The 13,231-nt window shown below is 68.6% G+C and carries 11 protein-coding genes; 5 read left to right on the plus strand and 6 right to left on the minus strand.

Features of this window, described 5'->3' with window-relative positions; all coding sequences use genetic code 11:
- Positions 1-67: 67 nt before the first annotated feature.
- Entirely contained in the window at positions 68-1,006 is a 939-nt protein-coding gene (locus V7Q48_RS04640; RefSeq protein WP_333836561.1) for a polysaccharide deacetylase, read from the plus strand.
- A 62-nt stretch (positions 1,007-1,068) separates the two neighbouring features.
- Here the strand turns inward: V7Q48_RS04640 and V7Q48_RS04645 are convergent, their stop codons facing one another.
- From V7Q48_RS04645 to V7Q48_RS04670, 6 genes are all read right to left on the minus strand, one after another.
- Complete coding sequence (locus tag V7Q48_RS04645; RefSeq protein ID WP_333836562.1) at positions 1,069-1,887, minus strand: alpha/beta fold hydrolase; 819 nt, start codon at positions 1,885-1,887, stop codon at positions 1,069-1,071.
- Positions 1,884-3,008: a zinc-binding dehydrogenase gene (locus tag V7Q48_RS04650; protein ID WP_333836563.1), complete on the minus strand. Its 1,125-nt coding sequence runs from the start codon at positions 3,006-3,008 to the stop codon at positions 1,884-1,886. The genes V7Q48_RS04645 and V7Q48_RS04650 overlap by 4 nt, the downstream gene beginning before the upstream one ends.
- Entirely contained in the window at positions 3,008-3,868 is an 861-nt protein-coding gene (locus V7Q48_RS04655; protein WP_333836564.1) for an isocitrate lyase/PEP mutase family protein, read from the minus strand. The genes V7Q48_RS04650 and V7Q48_RS04655 overlap by 1 nt, the downstream gene beginning before the upstream one ends.
- Entirely contained in the window at positions 3,865-4,467 is a 603-nt protein-coding gene (gene leuD / locus V7Q48_RS04660; protein WP_333836566.1) for a 3-isopropylmalate dehydratase small subunit, read from the minus strand. The genes V7Q48_RS04655 and leuD overlap by 4 nt, the downstream gene beginning before the upstream one ends.
- Positions 4,464-5,843 carry a 3-isopropylmalate dehydratase large subunit gene (gene leuC / locus V7Q48_RS04665; protein ID WP_333836568.1) on the minus strand — a complete coding sequence of 460 codons (1,380 nt, stop codon included), beginning with the start codon at positions 5,841-5,843 and terminating at the stop codon, positions 4,464-4,466. The genes leuD and leuC overlap by 4 nt, the downstream gene beginning before the upstream one ends.
- Positions 5,844-5,919: 76 nt before the next feature.
- Positions 5,920-6,708, minus strand: coding sequence for an IclR family transcriptional regulator domain-containing protein (locus tag V7Q48_RS04670; protein WP_333836570.1), 789 nt, complete (start codon positions 6,706-6,708; stop codon positions 5,920-5,922).
- 224 nt (positions 6,709-6,932) lie between these two features.
- On the opposite strand from V7Q48_RS04670, the gene V7Q48_RS04675 reads away from it, so the two are divergent.
- From V7Q48_RS04675 to V7Q48_RS04690, 4 genes are all read left to right on the plus strand, one after another.
- Entirely contained in the window at positions 6,933-8,441 is a 1,509-nt protein-coding gene (locus V7Q48_RS04675; RefSeq protein WP_333836572.1) for an aldehyde dehydrogenase family protein, read from the plus strand.
- 203 nt (positions 8,442-8,644) lie between these two features.
- On the plus strand, positions 8,645-10,693 hold the full coding sequence (locus tag V7Q48_RS04680) for a hydantoinase/oxoprolinase family protein (RefSeq protein WP_333836574.1): 2,049 nt from the start codon (positions 8,645-8,647) through the stop codon (positions 10,691-10,693).
- Positions 10,694-10,707: 14 nt separating this feature from the next.
- Entirely contained in the window at positions 10,708-12,588 is a 1,881-nt protein-coding gene (locus V7Q48_RS04685; protein WP_333836575.1) for a hydantoinase B/oxoprolinase family protein, read from the plus strand.
- Positions 12,585-13,208, plus strand: a complete 624-nt coding sequence (locus tag V7Q48_RS04690; RefSeq protein WP_333836576.1) for an isochorismatase family protein — start codon at positions 12,585-12,587, stop codon at positions 13,206-13,208. The genes V7Q48_RS04685 and V7Q48_RS04690 overlap by 4 nt, the downstream gene beginning before the upstream one ends.
- Positions 13,209-13,231: the final 23 nt, after the last annotated feature.

The following is a 13,231-nucleotide window of genomic DNA, read 5'->3' on the forward strand; positions in this document are numbered from 1 at the left end:
GCAGTGTTGGCGCACTTCATGGCAGCGGGCGGTGCAAGAGCGTCATCCCTGCCATGACCGACGGAAAATGCATCCAGCCGGAGTCGCCTCGATGGAATACGATTACGTCCCGCTGCCCAAGCGCAATCCTCTCAAATGGCCCAACGGCGCCCGGGTCGCGCTGATCCTGACGTTCAACCTCGAGACCTGGGACCTCGTCAAGGATACCGACAAGCCCTATTACGCCGGCGGCCCGTCGATCCTGCCCGACATCCTGCCCGGCAACACTCCCGACTTTCCCAACTATACCTGGCGCGAATACGGCCAGCGCGTCGGCCTGTGGCGGCTGATCGACCTGTTCGACGAACTGGGCGTGAAGGCCAGCTGCACGACCAATGCCGTCACCTTCGAACGTCGCAAGGAAATGACCGACGCGGTGCTCGAGCGCGGCTGGGAGCTGCTCACGCACAACTGGGAGCAGGGCGAGCTGCTGACCAACTTCGCCAACGACCCGGCCAAGGAGCGCGAGATCGTCCTGCGCACGCTGGCCCAGTTCGAAAAGTTCACCGGGCGCAGATCGAAGGGCTGGCTGTCCTCGTCGCTGCGCGGCACGATGCAGACCGCCGATATCCTCGCCGAGCAGGGCTGCACGTTCTACTGCGACATCATGAACGACGATCAGCCGTATCTGCTGCGGACCCCGAACGGTCCGATCGTCTCGGTGCCGTACTCGAACGAGATCAACGACTTCACCTTCATCACCCGCAAGAACTACACGACCGACGAATATCGCGACGTGCTGATCGAGGAACTCGACGTGCTTTACGCCGAGGGCGAGAAGACCGGCCGCATCATGAACCTGGGCCTGCACCCGCACGTCTCGGGCCGCGCGCATCGCATCCGCGCGCTGCGCGAGTTCATCGAGCACGCCAAGTCGCTGCCGGGCGTCTGGTGGGCGACGCGCGAGGAAATCGCGGAATGGTATCTCGCCAACCACGAGAGCCACATTCCGGGCCAGCTGGGCTGAAAAAAGGGCGGGGAAGCACGATGCTTCCCCGCCCTTTTCCTGTCAGGCCCGCCAGCTCCCTGTCAGGGGCGTGGGGGCAAACCGTCGATGAAGTCCGCGATCGCATCGGCCCAGGCCTGTGGTTCCTGGTCGCAGATGTCGATGCCCCCACCTGCGATCTCGGCCCAGGCGAAGTCCGGGCGCAGCGCGCGCGCGGCAAGCGCATAGGGGTGCGTCATGTCGCCGGTGTTGGTCAGCAGCAGCGTCGGCTGGCGCAGCGCGCACATGCGCGGCTCGTGCCGATACGTAAAGGCCGCGTTGTGGCCATAGTGATAGGCGCCGCGGTGATAGGCCTGCATGGCCTGGATCACATACTCGCTGATGCGATCGGGCCCGATCGTCCCCTCGGCGAGCATTTCGCGGATCGCGGCGATCTGCGGGAAATGCGCGCCGCCGGGCTTGGCGACGAAAGCCCGTTCCTTGCTGACCAGCTGGTCGAAGCCGGCCTGCCGCTCATCCTCGGTAATGATCATCGGGCCGGCGAGCACCACGGCGGTGACGCGCTCCGGATGCGCCAGGGCGCATTCGGTCGCCACCAGCGCCCCGGTGTGGTGTCCCGCGAACACGGCGTCGTCGATGCCCAGCGCGTCGAGGACCGGCATTACCGCACTGGCATAGTCGGCGATGGTCGGCTCGTGGGGCGGCGCGTCGGACATGCCGAAGCCGGGCATGTCGATTGCGACCGGGCGCAGGCCACGGGCGATCAACGGCGCGAACACCGCATCGAACTGCGCCGATTGCATGATCGCCTGGTGCAGCAGGACCAGCGGGCGCCCCTCGGGCGCCGCCTGGTAATGCACCTGGCCGAACGGGCCGTCGGCGTAGCCACGCCGCATCGTCATGGCCGCATCACCTGGCGGATGGCGCGCCCCTGCGCCAGTTCGTCCATGAGCCTGTTGATCTCGCCCAAATCGTTGATCGACGTCAGAAGTTTTTCCACCGGCATCCGTCCTTCCTTCCACAGGGCGATATAACGGGGAATGTCGCGCGCGGGCACGGCCGATCCCATGTAGCTACCGATGAGTGTTTTTCCGTCGGCCACCAGCGAGATCGCGGGAATGTCGAAGCGCTCGGCCGGGTTGGGCAGGCCGACCGTGCAGACCCGGCCCCCGCGGCGTGCGGCCTGGTAAGCGGCGGTCAGCACCGCGGCGCGGCCGACCGTCTCGACCACGACATCGGCGCCGCCGCCGGGGAACAGCGCGGGCAGCGCCGCGTCCGCCGCATCGGGGGCGAGCGCGGTAGCACCGAGCGATTCGGCGATCGCGCGCTTTTCGGCCGAAGGGTCGACCGCGACGAGCGTGGACACCCCGATCGCCCGTGCCGCGAGCAGGGCGGACAGCCCGACGCCGCCGAGGCCGTAGATCAGCACCGTCTCGCCGGGCCGGACCGCGGCCGAGTTGAACACCGCGCCCGCGCCGGTAAGAACCGCACAGCCGAACAGCGCCGCGATCTCGGGCGGAAGGTCGCGCTCGACCTTCACCGCCGAGCGTCGGTCGACCACCGCATGCGTGGCGAAAGCGGAAATGCCGAGGTGGTGATGCACGTCGCAGCCGTCGTGGTGCAGGCGTCGCCCGCCGTTGAGCAGCCGCCCCTCGCCATTGGCCGCAGCGCCCGCGCTGCACATGTAGGGTTCGCCCGCCCGGCAGCGTGCGCATTCGCCGCAAGCCGGCAGGAACGCGAGGATCACGCGGTCGCCCACCGCGAAATCGGCATCGTCGGCACTGCCGAGTGCCTCGACGATGCCCGTCGCCTCGTGGCCCAGCGCCATCGGCATGGGGCGGGCGCGGTCGCCGTTCACCACCGACAGGTCGCTATGGCACAGGCCGGCGGCATCGATGCGGATCAGCAATTCGCCGGGCAGCGGCGGGTCCAGCTCCAGCTCGGCGAGCTGGAGCGGCGTGGTCTGGGCATAAGGCAGCGCGTGGCCGCCCGATTGTTCCAGCAGGGCGGCCGTGATGCGCATCAGTCGGCCTGCCCCCACTTGCGATCGAACGCCCAGACGTCCTCGAACCCGATCATCGAGCAGAACGTGCGGAAATCGAACACCGGCGGTTCGCTGGGCTCGCCCACGCCATGGTCGCGCAGCTGGATCAGCGCCTGCTCCATGGCGGACGCGGCGACCAGGCTGGTCAGCGAGGGGTAGATGCCGAAGGCGAAGCCGATCTCGGCGAGCACGCTGGCGTTCAGCGGCGGGGTCAGGCCGCCATTGGCGATGTTGACGAGAACCGGCAGGTCGAAGGTCTCGCAGACCTTGCGCATTTCCTCCTCGCTCTGCAGAGCTTCGGGGAAGAGGATGTCGGCACCGGCCTTGGCATAGGCATCGAGCCGGCGCAGCGTGCCGTCGAGGCCTTCGGACTGGCGGGCATCGGTGCGGGCGATGACCAGCATGCTCTCGCGCGCCTCGACCGCGACCTTGATCTTGTCGGCCATGTCCTGCGCCGCGATCACGCGCTTGTACGGCGTGTGGCCGCACTTCTTGGGGAATTCCTGGTCTTCGAGCTGGATCGCCGAAACGCCGACCGCCTCGTAGCCGCGTACGGTGTGGTGGACGTTGAGCAGGCCGCCATAGCCGGTGTCGGCGTCGGCGATCAGAGCCGCCTTGGACGTGCGCTTCACGGTCGCCATGCGGTCGACCATCTGCGAATAGCCGACGATGCCGGCATCGGGCAGGCCATAGGCCGAGGCGGTCAGCCAGTAGCCGGTGCCATAGACGATGTCGAAGCCGACGCGATCGGCGACGGTGGCAGCAATCATGTCCTGCACGCCGGGCACGGCGAAGAACTGCTTGGTGGCGAGCTTGTCGCGCAGACGGGTATCGGTCATCGGGGGGATCCTTGCCAGAGCCAGGGGGCGGCGCTGCGTTGCGCCGTTTCGAAGGTGTCGATGGCCTGCGCGTGCAGGGCCTCGATGCGGGCGATCTCGCTCCATCCGTTGAGCAGGGCCTCGCGCTGGTGCGGCGCGACGGCGAAGGGCAGGGGGGCATCCCCGCCGACCGTCAGCGTCTGCGTCTCGAGGTCGACCGCAAACCGCTCGCCGGCATCGGCGCGCGGGTGAAGCCCGGCGACGATCGCCTCGTCGAGGCGGACCGGCAGCATGCCGTTCTTGAAGCAGTTGGAGTAGAAGATCTCGCCAAAGCTCGATGCGATCACCACCCGGATGCCCAGGCCATCGAGCGCCCAGGGCGCCTGCTCGCGACTGGACCCGCAGCCGAAGTTCGGCCCGGCCACCAGGATCGGCGGCGCCGTGGTCACCTCGGGGGCGAGCGGGAAGCCGGGGGGCTCGCGCCAGTCGTGGAACGCATAGCGGCCCAGCCCGTCGCGCTCGGTGATGAGCAGGAAGCGGGCGGGATAGATCACGTCGGTGTCGACGTCGGCCTGGGGCAGCGACAGCGCGGCGCCCTCGACGCGGATCAGCGGGGTCATCGGCCCATCTCCCGGACATCGACGATGCGGCCGGCGACCGCGGCGGCGGCGACCATTGCCGGGCTCATCAGGTGGGTGCGTGCGCCCGCGCCCTGTCGGCCCTCGAAATTGCGATTGGAGGTCGAGGCGCAGCGGCTGCCTTCGGGCAGGCGGTCGTTGTTCATGGCAACGCACAGCGAGCAGCCCGGCTCGCGCCATTCGAACCCGGCGTCGACGAAGATCCGGTCGAGGCCCTCGGCTTCGGCCTGCCGCTTGACCGGGCCCGATCCCGGCACGACCAGCGCGCGCACGCCCTGGGCGACATGGCGGCCCTTCACCACCGCGGCGGCACTGCGCAGATCCTCGATCCGGCCATTGGTGCAACTGCCGATGAAGGCATGGTCGATCGCCAGGCCGGCGATACCGGCGCCGGCGGCCAGCCCCATGTAGCCCAGCGCGCGGTCGAGCCGGGCATCCCCCGCCGGGATCGCGGCGTCGATGGCGATGACCTGGTCGGGGCTGGTGCCGAAGGTCACCTGGGGGGCGATCTCGTCGGCGCGGATGCGGATCTCGCGGTCGAAACGGGCGTCGGCATCGGATGGCAGCGTTTGCCAATAGGCAAGGGCCGCGTCCCACATCGCGCCCTCGGGTGCACGCGGGCGGCCCTGCAGGTAAGCGAAGGTCACGTCATCGGGCGCGACCAGTCCGGTGCGCGATCCGGCCTCGATCGCCATGTTGCACAGCGTCATGCGCCCTTCCATCGACAGCGCGGTGACCGCCTCGCCGGCATATTCGATGGCATGGCCGATCGCGCCCGATGCGCCGATGCGCCCGATCAGCGCGAGTGCCATGTCCTTGGCCGAGACGCCGGGGCGCAGCGCACCCTCGAAGGTCACGCGCATCGTCTTGGCGCGCGTCTGCCACAGCGTCTGCGTCGCCATGACGATGCCGCACTCGCTGGCGCCGATGCCGAAGGCCAGCGCACCGAAGGCGCCATGGGTCGAGCTGTGGCTGTCCCCGCAGACCAGTGTGACGCCGGGCAGCGTAAAGCCCTGCTCCGGCCCGATGACGTGGACGATGCCCTGCGTCTCGCCAAGCAGCGGCAGGTACTCGATGCCGAACTCGGCGCAATTGCGCTCGAGCAAGGCGATCTGGGCGGCGGCCTGGGGATCGGCGATCGACTCGCGGCCGCGGGTCGGCACGCTGTGATCGGCCACCGCCAGCTGCGTCTGCGTGCGGCGGACCGTGCGGCCCTCGCGGCGCAGCATGGCGAAGCTCTGCGGGGTGCTGACTTCGTGCAGCAGGTGGCGATCGATGTAGAGGAGCGTCTGGCCGCTGTCGTCCTCCCGGACGACATGCGCCTGCCAGAGCTTGTCGTAGAGCGTCTGTCCCGTCATGCGCTGCGACTACCGCGGGGCCGCTGCGGGCAGTAGCAGCGCCCGCGCCTTTATCCGCCCCGCGAGCAGTCCCGCTTCAGTGCCGCCCGCCGGCGTTCGACAGGTCGGCGCTGATGGCGGCGGCGTGGCGCTTGAGCACGGGCAGGTAGCGCTCGATTGCGGCATCGATCTTCATTGCGCTGACGAAGAACACCATGGTCATGGCCGCCTCGAATTCGCCCTTGTTGAAGATCGGCACGGCGATCGACGAGGTCTTGCCGGGGGTGCGGTTGAAGTGGTTGCGGCCCTGCACGGCATATCCGGCCGCACGGATCTTCTCGACATCGAGGCTGGTTACCGCCGAGCGCAGGTATTCGGGATCGACCTCGGGGGCCTCGTGAATCCAATTGATCAGCATCTCGCGCTCTTCCTCGGCGGCATAGGCCAGCGAGAGCTTGCCCGAGGCGCTGTCGAGGATGGGCAGCGTGAAGCCGGGATAATAGTTCTCGAACGTCAGCGCGGTATTGGCGTGGGTGCTGTCGCGCAGCATCATCCGCCGGCCGACGCGGATCGCGATCGAGATCGGCCACCCGACCTCGCGGGTCAGCTCGAGGATGTGCGGCCGCGCGGTCGCCACGAGATGGTCGCGGTGCTGGAAGCCGTGGGCCAGGGTCTGGACCAAGGCCGTCGCCCGATAGCGCTTGCGCGACGGTTCCTGCTCGATAAGCCCTTCGAACAGCAGCGTCTGTACGATGCGGCAGGCGGTGGGGTAGGGGATGCGCGAGGCTCGCGAGATTTCCATCATCGTGAGCGAGCCCTGTTCGTTGATGGCCTTCAGCGCGGCGATCGACCTGCTGATGGACCGGATGGGAACGCCCTTTTCCATGATGCGACTCCTCGATGACACTTCGATGACCGACAGGTGATCATGGAGTCCTCGAAGTGCGGTCATAAAAGCCAAGTTTATCCGACAGGCGGATAATGTCCATAAGCGCGCCACCCTCGCGCAGATTTGTCGGAACAATGTCGGCGTTGCAGCGTGCGCCGTCCCGCTTTTGCGAAGGACCGCCTCGCACGCCGGTTCGACCTGCTCCATCCGAGGAATTGCCCGTGCTCCAGATCACCCGTCCCGCCCTTCGGCCCGAATCGCTGTCCTTCCTCGATCGCCGTGCCGGTGGAACCGGCCTGTTGATCGACGGTGCGTGGGTCGCGGCCACGGGCGGGGCCACGCTTGCCACGCTCGACCCGGCGACGGGGATGGAGCTCGGGCGCATCGCCGATGCCAGCGAGGCCGACGTCGATGCCGCTGTTGAGGCGGCGCGCCGTGCCTTGCCGCGCTGGAAGGCGACGACCCCTGCGGAGCGCGCCCGGCTGCTGTGGCGCATCGCGGACCTGATGGAGGCGCGGATCGACGACCTCGCCGAGCTCGAGACGCTCGACCAGGGCAAGCCGCTGTTCGTCGGGCGCTGGGCCGAGATCCCGGGCGCCATCGCGCAGTTCCGCTTCTTCGCCGGCCAGGCGATGGCGATCGAGGGGCAGGTCATCGACAGCTCGATCAACTACCAGCCCGAGGGCAAGCAGGTCCGCAGCTGGACCCTGCGCGAGCCGGTCGGCGTCGTCGCGGCGATCGTGCCGTGGAATTCGCCGCTGGTGCTGACGGCGATGAAGCTCGCGCCCGCGCTGGCGGCAGGCTGCACGCTGGTGCTCAAGCCCGCCGAGGACACGTCACTGACCGCACTGCTCTTGGGCGAGATCATGATGGAGGCCGGCCTGCCCGCAGGCGTGCTCAACATCGTGACGGGCCTCGGCAGCCGCACCGGCGCCTGCCTGGCGCAACATCCCAAGGTCGCCAAGATCGCCTTCACCGGATCGACGCAGACCGGCCGCGCGATCATGGATTCGGCCAAGCAGGACTTCAAGCGCATCACGCTGGAGCTGGGCGGTAAGTCGCCGGCGATCGTCATGCCTGACGCGGACCTCGACCTCGCGGTGCCCGGCGTCGCCAATGCGATCTTCTTCAACGCAGGCCAGGTCTGCATCGCCGGCTCGCGGCTCTATGTTCACCGCTCGATCTACGACCGCGTCATCGAGGGTGTGGTCGGCTACGGCCAGGGCCTTGCCATGGGGCATGGCCTCGATGCGACAACGCAGATGGGGCCGCTCGTGTCCGCGCGCCATGCCGAGCGCGTGGCCGGCTTCGTCGCGGGGGCACGCCGCGATGGCGCGAGCGTGCTTTCGGGCGGCGATCTGCTGGGCGATGCGGCGACCTTCATGGCGCCGACCGTGGTCACCGATGTCCGCCCCGACATGGAGATCGTGCGCGAGGAGGTGTTCGGCCCGGTCGTCGTCGCCCAGCCTTTCGACGACGTCGACGAAGTCATCGCCGCGGCCAACGACAGTCAGTACGGCCTTGCATCGAGCGTCTGGACATCCTCGCTCTCGACCGCGCATCGCATGAGCAGCGCAATCGAGGCCGGCACGGTGTGGATCAACTGCCACGCGATGTACGATGCCTCGCTGCCGATCGGCGGGATCAAGCGCTCGGGCTGGGGGCGCGACAGCGGCCGCCAGGCCCTCGATTCCTACCTCGAATGGAAGACCATCTGCGCCGTCCTGTAAGGGGCGATCGCCGATACTGCTGCAACGCAAGGCCCGCCATGGCGACATGGCGGGCCTTCGTGCGTCCGGGGGTGCGCTCGTGCCCGGCACGATGACCGCTCAGCGAGCAAATCCGACCCCCGGCTGGTCTCTCCTGCGGGGTTTCGAGAGGATGGCGCCATCACGGAACACTCGCGGGCAGGACCCGTCACAGGAGCTTGGAAATGGCCTATCGCTTGGGCGTCGACGTCGGTGGCACGTTCACCGACCTGTTATTGTTCGATCAGGCCAGCGGGGCATTCTGGCGTCACAAGACGCCGTCGACGCCGCATGACAGCAGCGAGGGGATCCTGAACGGGGTGATGGCGGTGTGCGACAAGGCGGGGGTGACGCCGGCGGACATCGAGTATTTCCTGCACGGGACGACGGTCGCGACGAACGCGGTGCTCGAGGGCAAGGGCGCGCGCGTGGGTCTGGTGGTGACCGAGGGGTATCGCCAGGTCATGCAGATCGCGCGCAGCTTCGTGCCGGGCGGGCTGGCCGGGTGGATCGTGTGGCCCAAGCCTGAGCCGCTTGCCGCGCTCGAGGACACCTTCGAGATCAAGGGGCGCATGGATGCGCGAGGCCGCGAGCTGCGCCCGATCGACGACGCGGACATCCGCCGCCAGCTGGAGAAGCTCAAGGCGCAGGGCGTCGAGGCGCTGACCGTCAGCCTGATGAACGCCTATCTCAACGGCGCGCACGAGCAGCGCGTGGGCGAACTGGCCGCCGAGATCCTGCCCGGCGTGCCGGTGTCGCTCAGCCACGTCGTGCTGCCCGAGATGCAGGAATACGAGCGCACGCTGACCACCGTCGCCAATGCCGCGGTGCGCCCGGTAGTGGGCCGCTACGTGCGCAACCTGCGCTCGCGGCTGCGCGAGGCGGGCATGGCGGGCAAGCTCTCGCTGCTGCGCTCCGACGGCGGGCTGATGACCTCGGAAAAGTCCGAGGAGCATCCCGTCTCGCTGCTGATGTCGGGCCCGGCGGGCGGCGTGACCGGCGCGATCTGGGTCGGGCGCAATGCCGGCATCCGCAACATCCTGACGCTCGATGTCGGCGGCACCTCGACCGACGTCGCGCTGATCGAGAACCTCGAGGCGCGCCGCGTGCGCACCACCGAGGTCGGCCACCTCGCGGTGCGCGCCTCCGCGCTCGACGTGAAGACGGTGGGCGCGGGCGGCGGCTCGATTGCCTACGTGCCCGAGCTGACCGGGGCGCTGCGCGTCGGCCCGCAGTCGGCAGGCGCGGTGCCCGGGCCGGTGGCCTATGGCAAGGGCGGCACGCTGCCCACCGTGACCGATGCCAACGTCGTGCTCGGCTACTTGCCCGAGGCGCTGCTGGGCGGCACCTTCAAGCTCGACCGCGCCGGCTCGATCAAGGCGGTGCAGGGCATCGCCGATGCGCTGGGCATCGACCTCTACGCCGCCGCGCGCGGCATCATCGACATCGTCAACGAGAACATGTTCGGCGCGCTGCGCATGATCTCGGTGCAGCAGGGCTATGACCCGCGCGACTTCGCGCTGATGGGCTTCGGCGGCGCCGGGCCGATCCACGTCAACGCGGTCGCGCGGCTGATGGGCAGCTGGCCCGCGGTCTCGCCGGTCTCGCCCGGCGTGCTGTGCGCGCTCGGCGATGCGACGACGCAGATGCGCACCGAGACCGCGCGCTCGTTCTCGACGCTGGCCTCCAGGACCAGCGCCGATGCGCTGGCCGCGATCCTGGCCGAGATGGAGACGCAGATCCGCGGCGAGCTCGAGGCCGAGGGCGTCGCGCCCGAGGAGATCACCATCACCTTCGAGGTCGACATCCGCTATGCCGGCCAGGCCTTCGAGGTGCCGATGCCGGTGACGCTCGCGGTCCTGCGCGACCAGGGCCTGGCTGCGCTGACCGGCCAGTTCGACGAGGAGCACCGCCGCCTCTTCACCTTCAACATGGACAGCGAGCACGAGATCGTGAACCTGCGCGCGGTCGCGCTGGGCCAGGCGCTCGACCTGCCCGCCGCGCAGCTGCCGGTCGGCAACGGCGATCCGGCCGCAGCCAGGATCCGCGACCACGAGCTCTACATGGACGGGCGCATGCAGCCCGCCGTGATCTACGATCGCGCCCTGCTCAAGGCGCAGGACGTCATCAGGGGGCCGGCCATCGTCATCGAGATGGATTCCACCACCCTGATCGAGTCCGACTGCATCGCCACGGTCGACGCCGTCGGCAATATCCTGATCACCCTGGCCTGAAGGAGCGGATCGCCATGACCGCACGGATCATCCAGAGCAACGACACCGCCTTCGCCAAGCAGGCGATCGACCCCGTCACGCTCGACATCATCGAGAACGCGCTGCGCAACGCCCGCGTCGAGATGGACGCCACCCTCGTCCGCACCGCCATGTCGCCCGGCATCCGCGAGCAGGGCGACGCCTTCCCGCTGATCGCGGACCACAAGGGCCGCATGATCGTGGGCCAGTTCGGCTCGTACATCGGCCCGTTCCTCGACGGCTTCGACGGCACGGTCGAGGAAGGCGACCTCATCATGCTGTCCGACCCTTACTCGGTGGGCGGCGCGGTGAGCCACTGCAACGACTGGCTGGTGCTGCTGCCGGTGTTCAAGGACGGGCGCCTGATCGCCTATACCTCGATGTTCGGGCACCAGTCGGACATCGGCGGCATGGTCGCCGGCTCGATGCCGATCGATGCCACCTCGATCTTCCAGGAAGGCGTGCGCATCCCGCCGATCAAGATCTACAAGCAGGGCGTCTACAACGAGGACCTGATCCGGCTGATCATGCACCAGGTCCGCACGCCCGACTGGTGCAAGGCCGACCTCAACGCGCTGATCGCCTCGTGCCGGGTCGCGGCGCGGCGCATCGTCGAGATGGCCGAGCGCTTCGGCGACGACGTGTTCGTCTCGGCCTGCGAGGAACTGCTGGCGCGCAACCACAAGGCGATGCAGCAGCTGATCGACACCGCGATCAGCGAGGAGAAGGTCAGCTTCGAGGACTACATCTGCGACGACGGGCTGGGCTACGGGCCCTACAAGATCCGCTGCACGATGTGGCGCGAGGCCGGGCGCGTGGTGCTCGACTTCGACGGCACCGACCCGCAGAGCCAGGCCTCGATCAACTTCTTCCTGAACGAGAACATGATGCGCATGTTCTTCGGGATCTACATGATCATGGTCTTCGACCCGCAGATCCTGTTCAACGACGGCTACTACGACCTCATCGACGTGCGCATCCCCGAAGGCTCGCTGCTCAAGCCGCGCTTCCCGGCCGCGCTCTCGGGACGCACCCATGCGCTGGGGCGGATGTTCGACATCCTGGGCGGGCTGCTCGGGCAGAAGACGCCCGAGTTCCTCACCGCCGCCGGCTTCTCCTCCTCGCCGCACCTGTTCTACTCGGGCTTCGACAAGGCGGGCGAATACTTCCAGCTGTTCCAGATCGGCTTCGGCGGGATCCCCGGCCGCCCGCTCGGCGACGGGCCCGACGGGCACTCGCTGTTCCCCAACTTCACCAACGTGCCCAACGAGTTCCTCGAGCGCTACTTCCCGCTGGTGATCGAGCGCTACGAGACGGTGGCGGACAGCGGCGGCGCGGGGCTGCATCGCGGCGGCAACGGCATCGTCATGTCCTACCGCTTCCTCGAGGCGGGCAAGATCGCGATCCACGACGACCGCTGGTTCGTGCCGCCGTGGGGCGTCAACGGCGGGGCGCCGGGGGCGCGGGCCCGCAAGATCCTCGAGAAGCCCGACGGCACGCAGCACGTGGTCGGCAACAAGGTCGAGGACCTCGAGGTCGAGGCCGACGACATCCTGCACTTCGTCACCTGGGGCGGGGGCGGCTGGGGCGACCCTCTCGAGCGCGATCCCGCGCTGGTCGGCAAGGAGATCGTCCAGGGCCTCGTCACCGCCGGGGGCGCGCGCGCCTATGGCGTGGTCGCCGCCGAAAACGGTGAGGTCGACGAAGCCGCCACCAAGGCCCTGCGCGAGGACATGCGTGCCGCACGCGGGGCGATCGAGGTCTTCGACTTCGGCCCTGACCTCGACACCCTGCGCGCCACCTGCGAGGCCCAGACCGGCCTGCCCGCACCCCGCCCGCCCCGCTGGCAGCACGCCCTCCAGGACGCTGCCGAATGAACGAGGCCCTCACGTCCAGCTACGCCGGCGCCTTCGACGGGGCCCTGCCTTTCGGCACCCGACCCGCGCTGCTCGTCATCGATGTCGTGGTGGCCTATCTGACGCCGGGCTCGCCGCTCTACGATCCCGCGTTCGAGGCCGCTCTGGCCTCGAACGAGCGGCTCGTCGCCGCGGCGCGCAAGGCCGGCATGCCGGTGATCTTCACCAATGTCGTCTATCAGCCCGGCGGGGCGGATGGCGGGCTGTTCTATGCCAAGGTGCCCGCGCTGTCGGCGTTCCAGCGCGGCTCGCCGATGGGCGCCTTCCCCGACACGCTCCAGCCGCTGCCCGGGGAGACCATCGTCTCCAAGCAATATGCCTCGGCATTCTTCGGGACGTCGCTGGCCTCGACGCTGGCGGCGCAGCGGATCGACAGTCTGCTTATCACCGGGTTCTCGACCTCGGGATGCGTGCGCGCCACCGCGCTCGATGCACTGCAGAGCGGCTTCGTGCCCTTCGTGGTGCGCGAGGCCTGCGGCGACCGCCACGCTGCGCCGCACGAGGCCAACCTGTTCGACCTCCAGGCCAAGTATGCCGAAGTCATCGACGAGGCGCGTGCGCTCGCATTGATCGGCGGCTGAGCAAGCCCGGCAACGACGAACGC

The sequence above is a fragment of the Novosphingobium sp. genome, from assembly GCF_036803765.1.
Lineage (GTDB): Bacteria > Pseudomonadota > Alphaproteobacteria > Sphingomonadales > Sphingomonadaceae > Novosphingobium.

What these genes read in the sequence shown, in the direction of transcription:
- V7Q48_RS04640 (WP_333836561.1), top strand. Translation starts at nt 68, where the DNA reads ATGCATCCAGCCGGAGTCGCCTCGATGGAATACGATTACGTCCCGCTG.
- V7Q48_RS04645 (WP_333836562.1), bottom strand. Translation starts at nt 1,887, where the DNA reads ATGACGATGCGGCGTGGCTACGCCGACGGCCCGTTCGGCCAGGTGCAT.
- V7Q48_RS04650 (WP_333836563.1), bottom strand. Translation starts at nt 3,008, where the DNA reads ATGCGCATCACGGCCGCCCTGCTGGAACAATCGGGCGGCCACGCGCTG.
- V7Q48_RS04655 (WP_333836564.1), bottom strand. Translation starts at nt 3,868, where the DNA reads ATGACCGATACCCGTCTGCGCGACAAGCTCGCCACCAAGCAGTTCTTC.
- leuD (WP_333836566.1), bottom strand. Translation starts at nt 4,467, where the DNA reads ATGACCCCGCTGATCCGCGTCGAGGGCGCCGCGCTGTCGCTGCCCCAG.
- leuC (WP_333836568.1), bottom strand. Translation starts at nt 5,843, where the DNA reads ATGACGGGACAGACGCTCTACGACAAGCTCTGGCAGGCGCATGTCGTC.
- V7Q48_RS04670 (WP_333836570.1), bottom strand. Translation starts at nt 6,708, where the DNA reads ATGGAAAAGGGCGTTCCCATCCGGTCCATCAGCAGGTCGATCGCCGCG.
- V7Q48_RS04680 (WP_333836574.1), top strand. Translation starts at nt 8,645, where the DNA reads ATGGCCTATCGCTTGGGCGTCGACGTCGGTGGCACGTTCACCGACCTG.
- V7Q48_RS04685 (WP_333836575.1), top strand. Translation starts at nt 10,708, where the DNA reads ATGACCGCACGGATCATCCAGAGCAACGACACCGCCTTCGCCAAGCAG.
- V7Q48_RS04690 (WP_333836576.1), top strand. Translation starts at nt 12,585, where the DNA reads ATGAACGAGGCCCTCACGTCCAGCTACGCCGGCGCCTTCGACGGGGCC.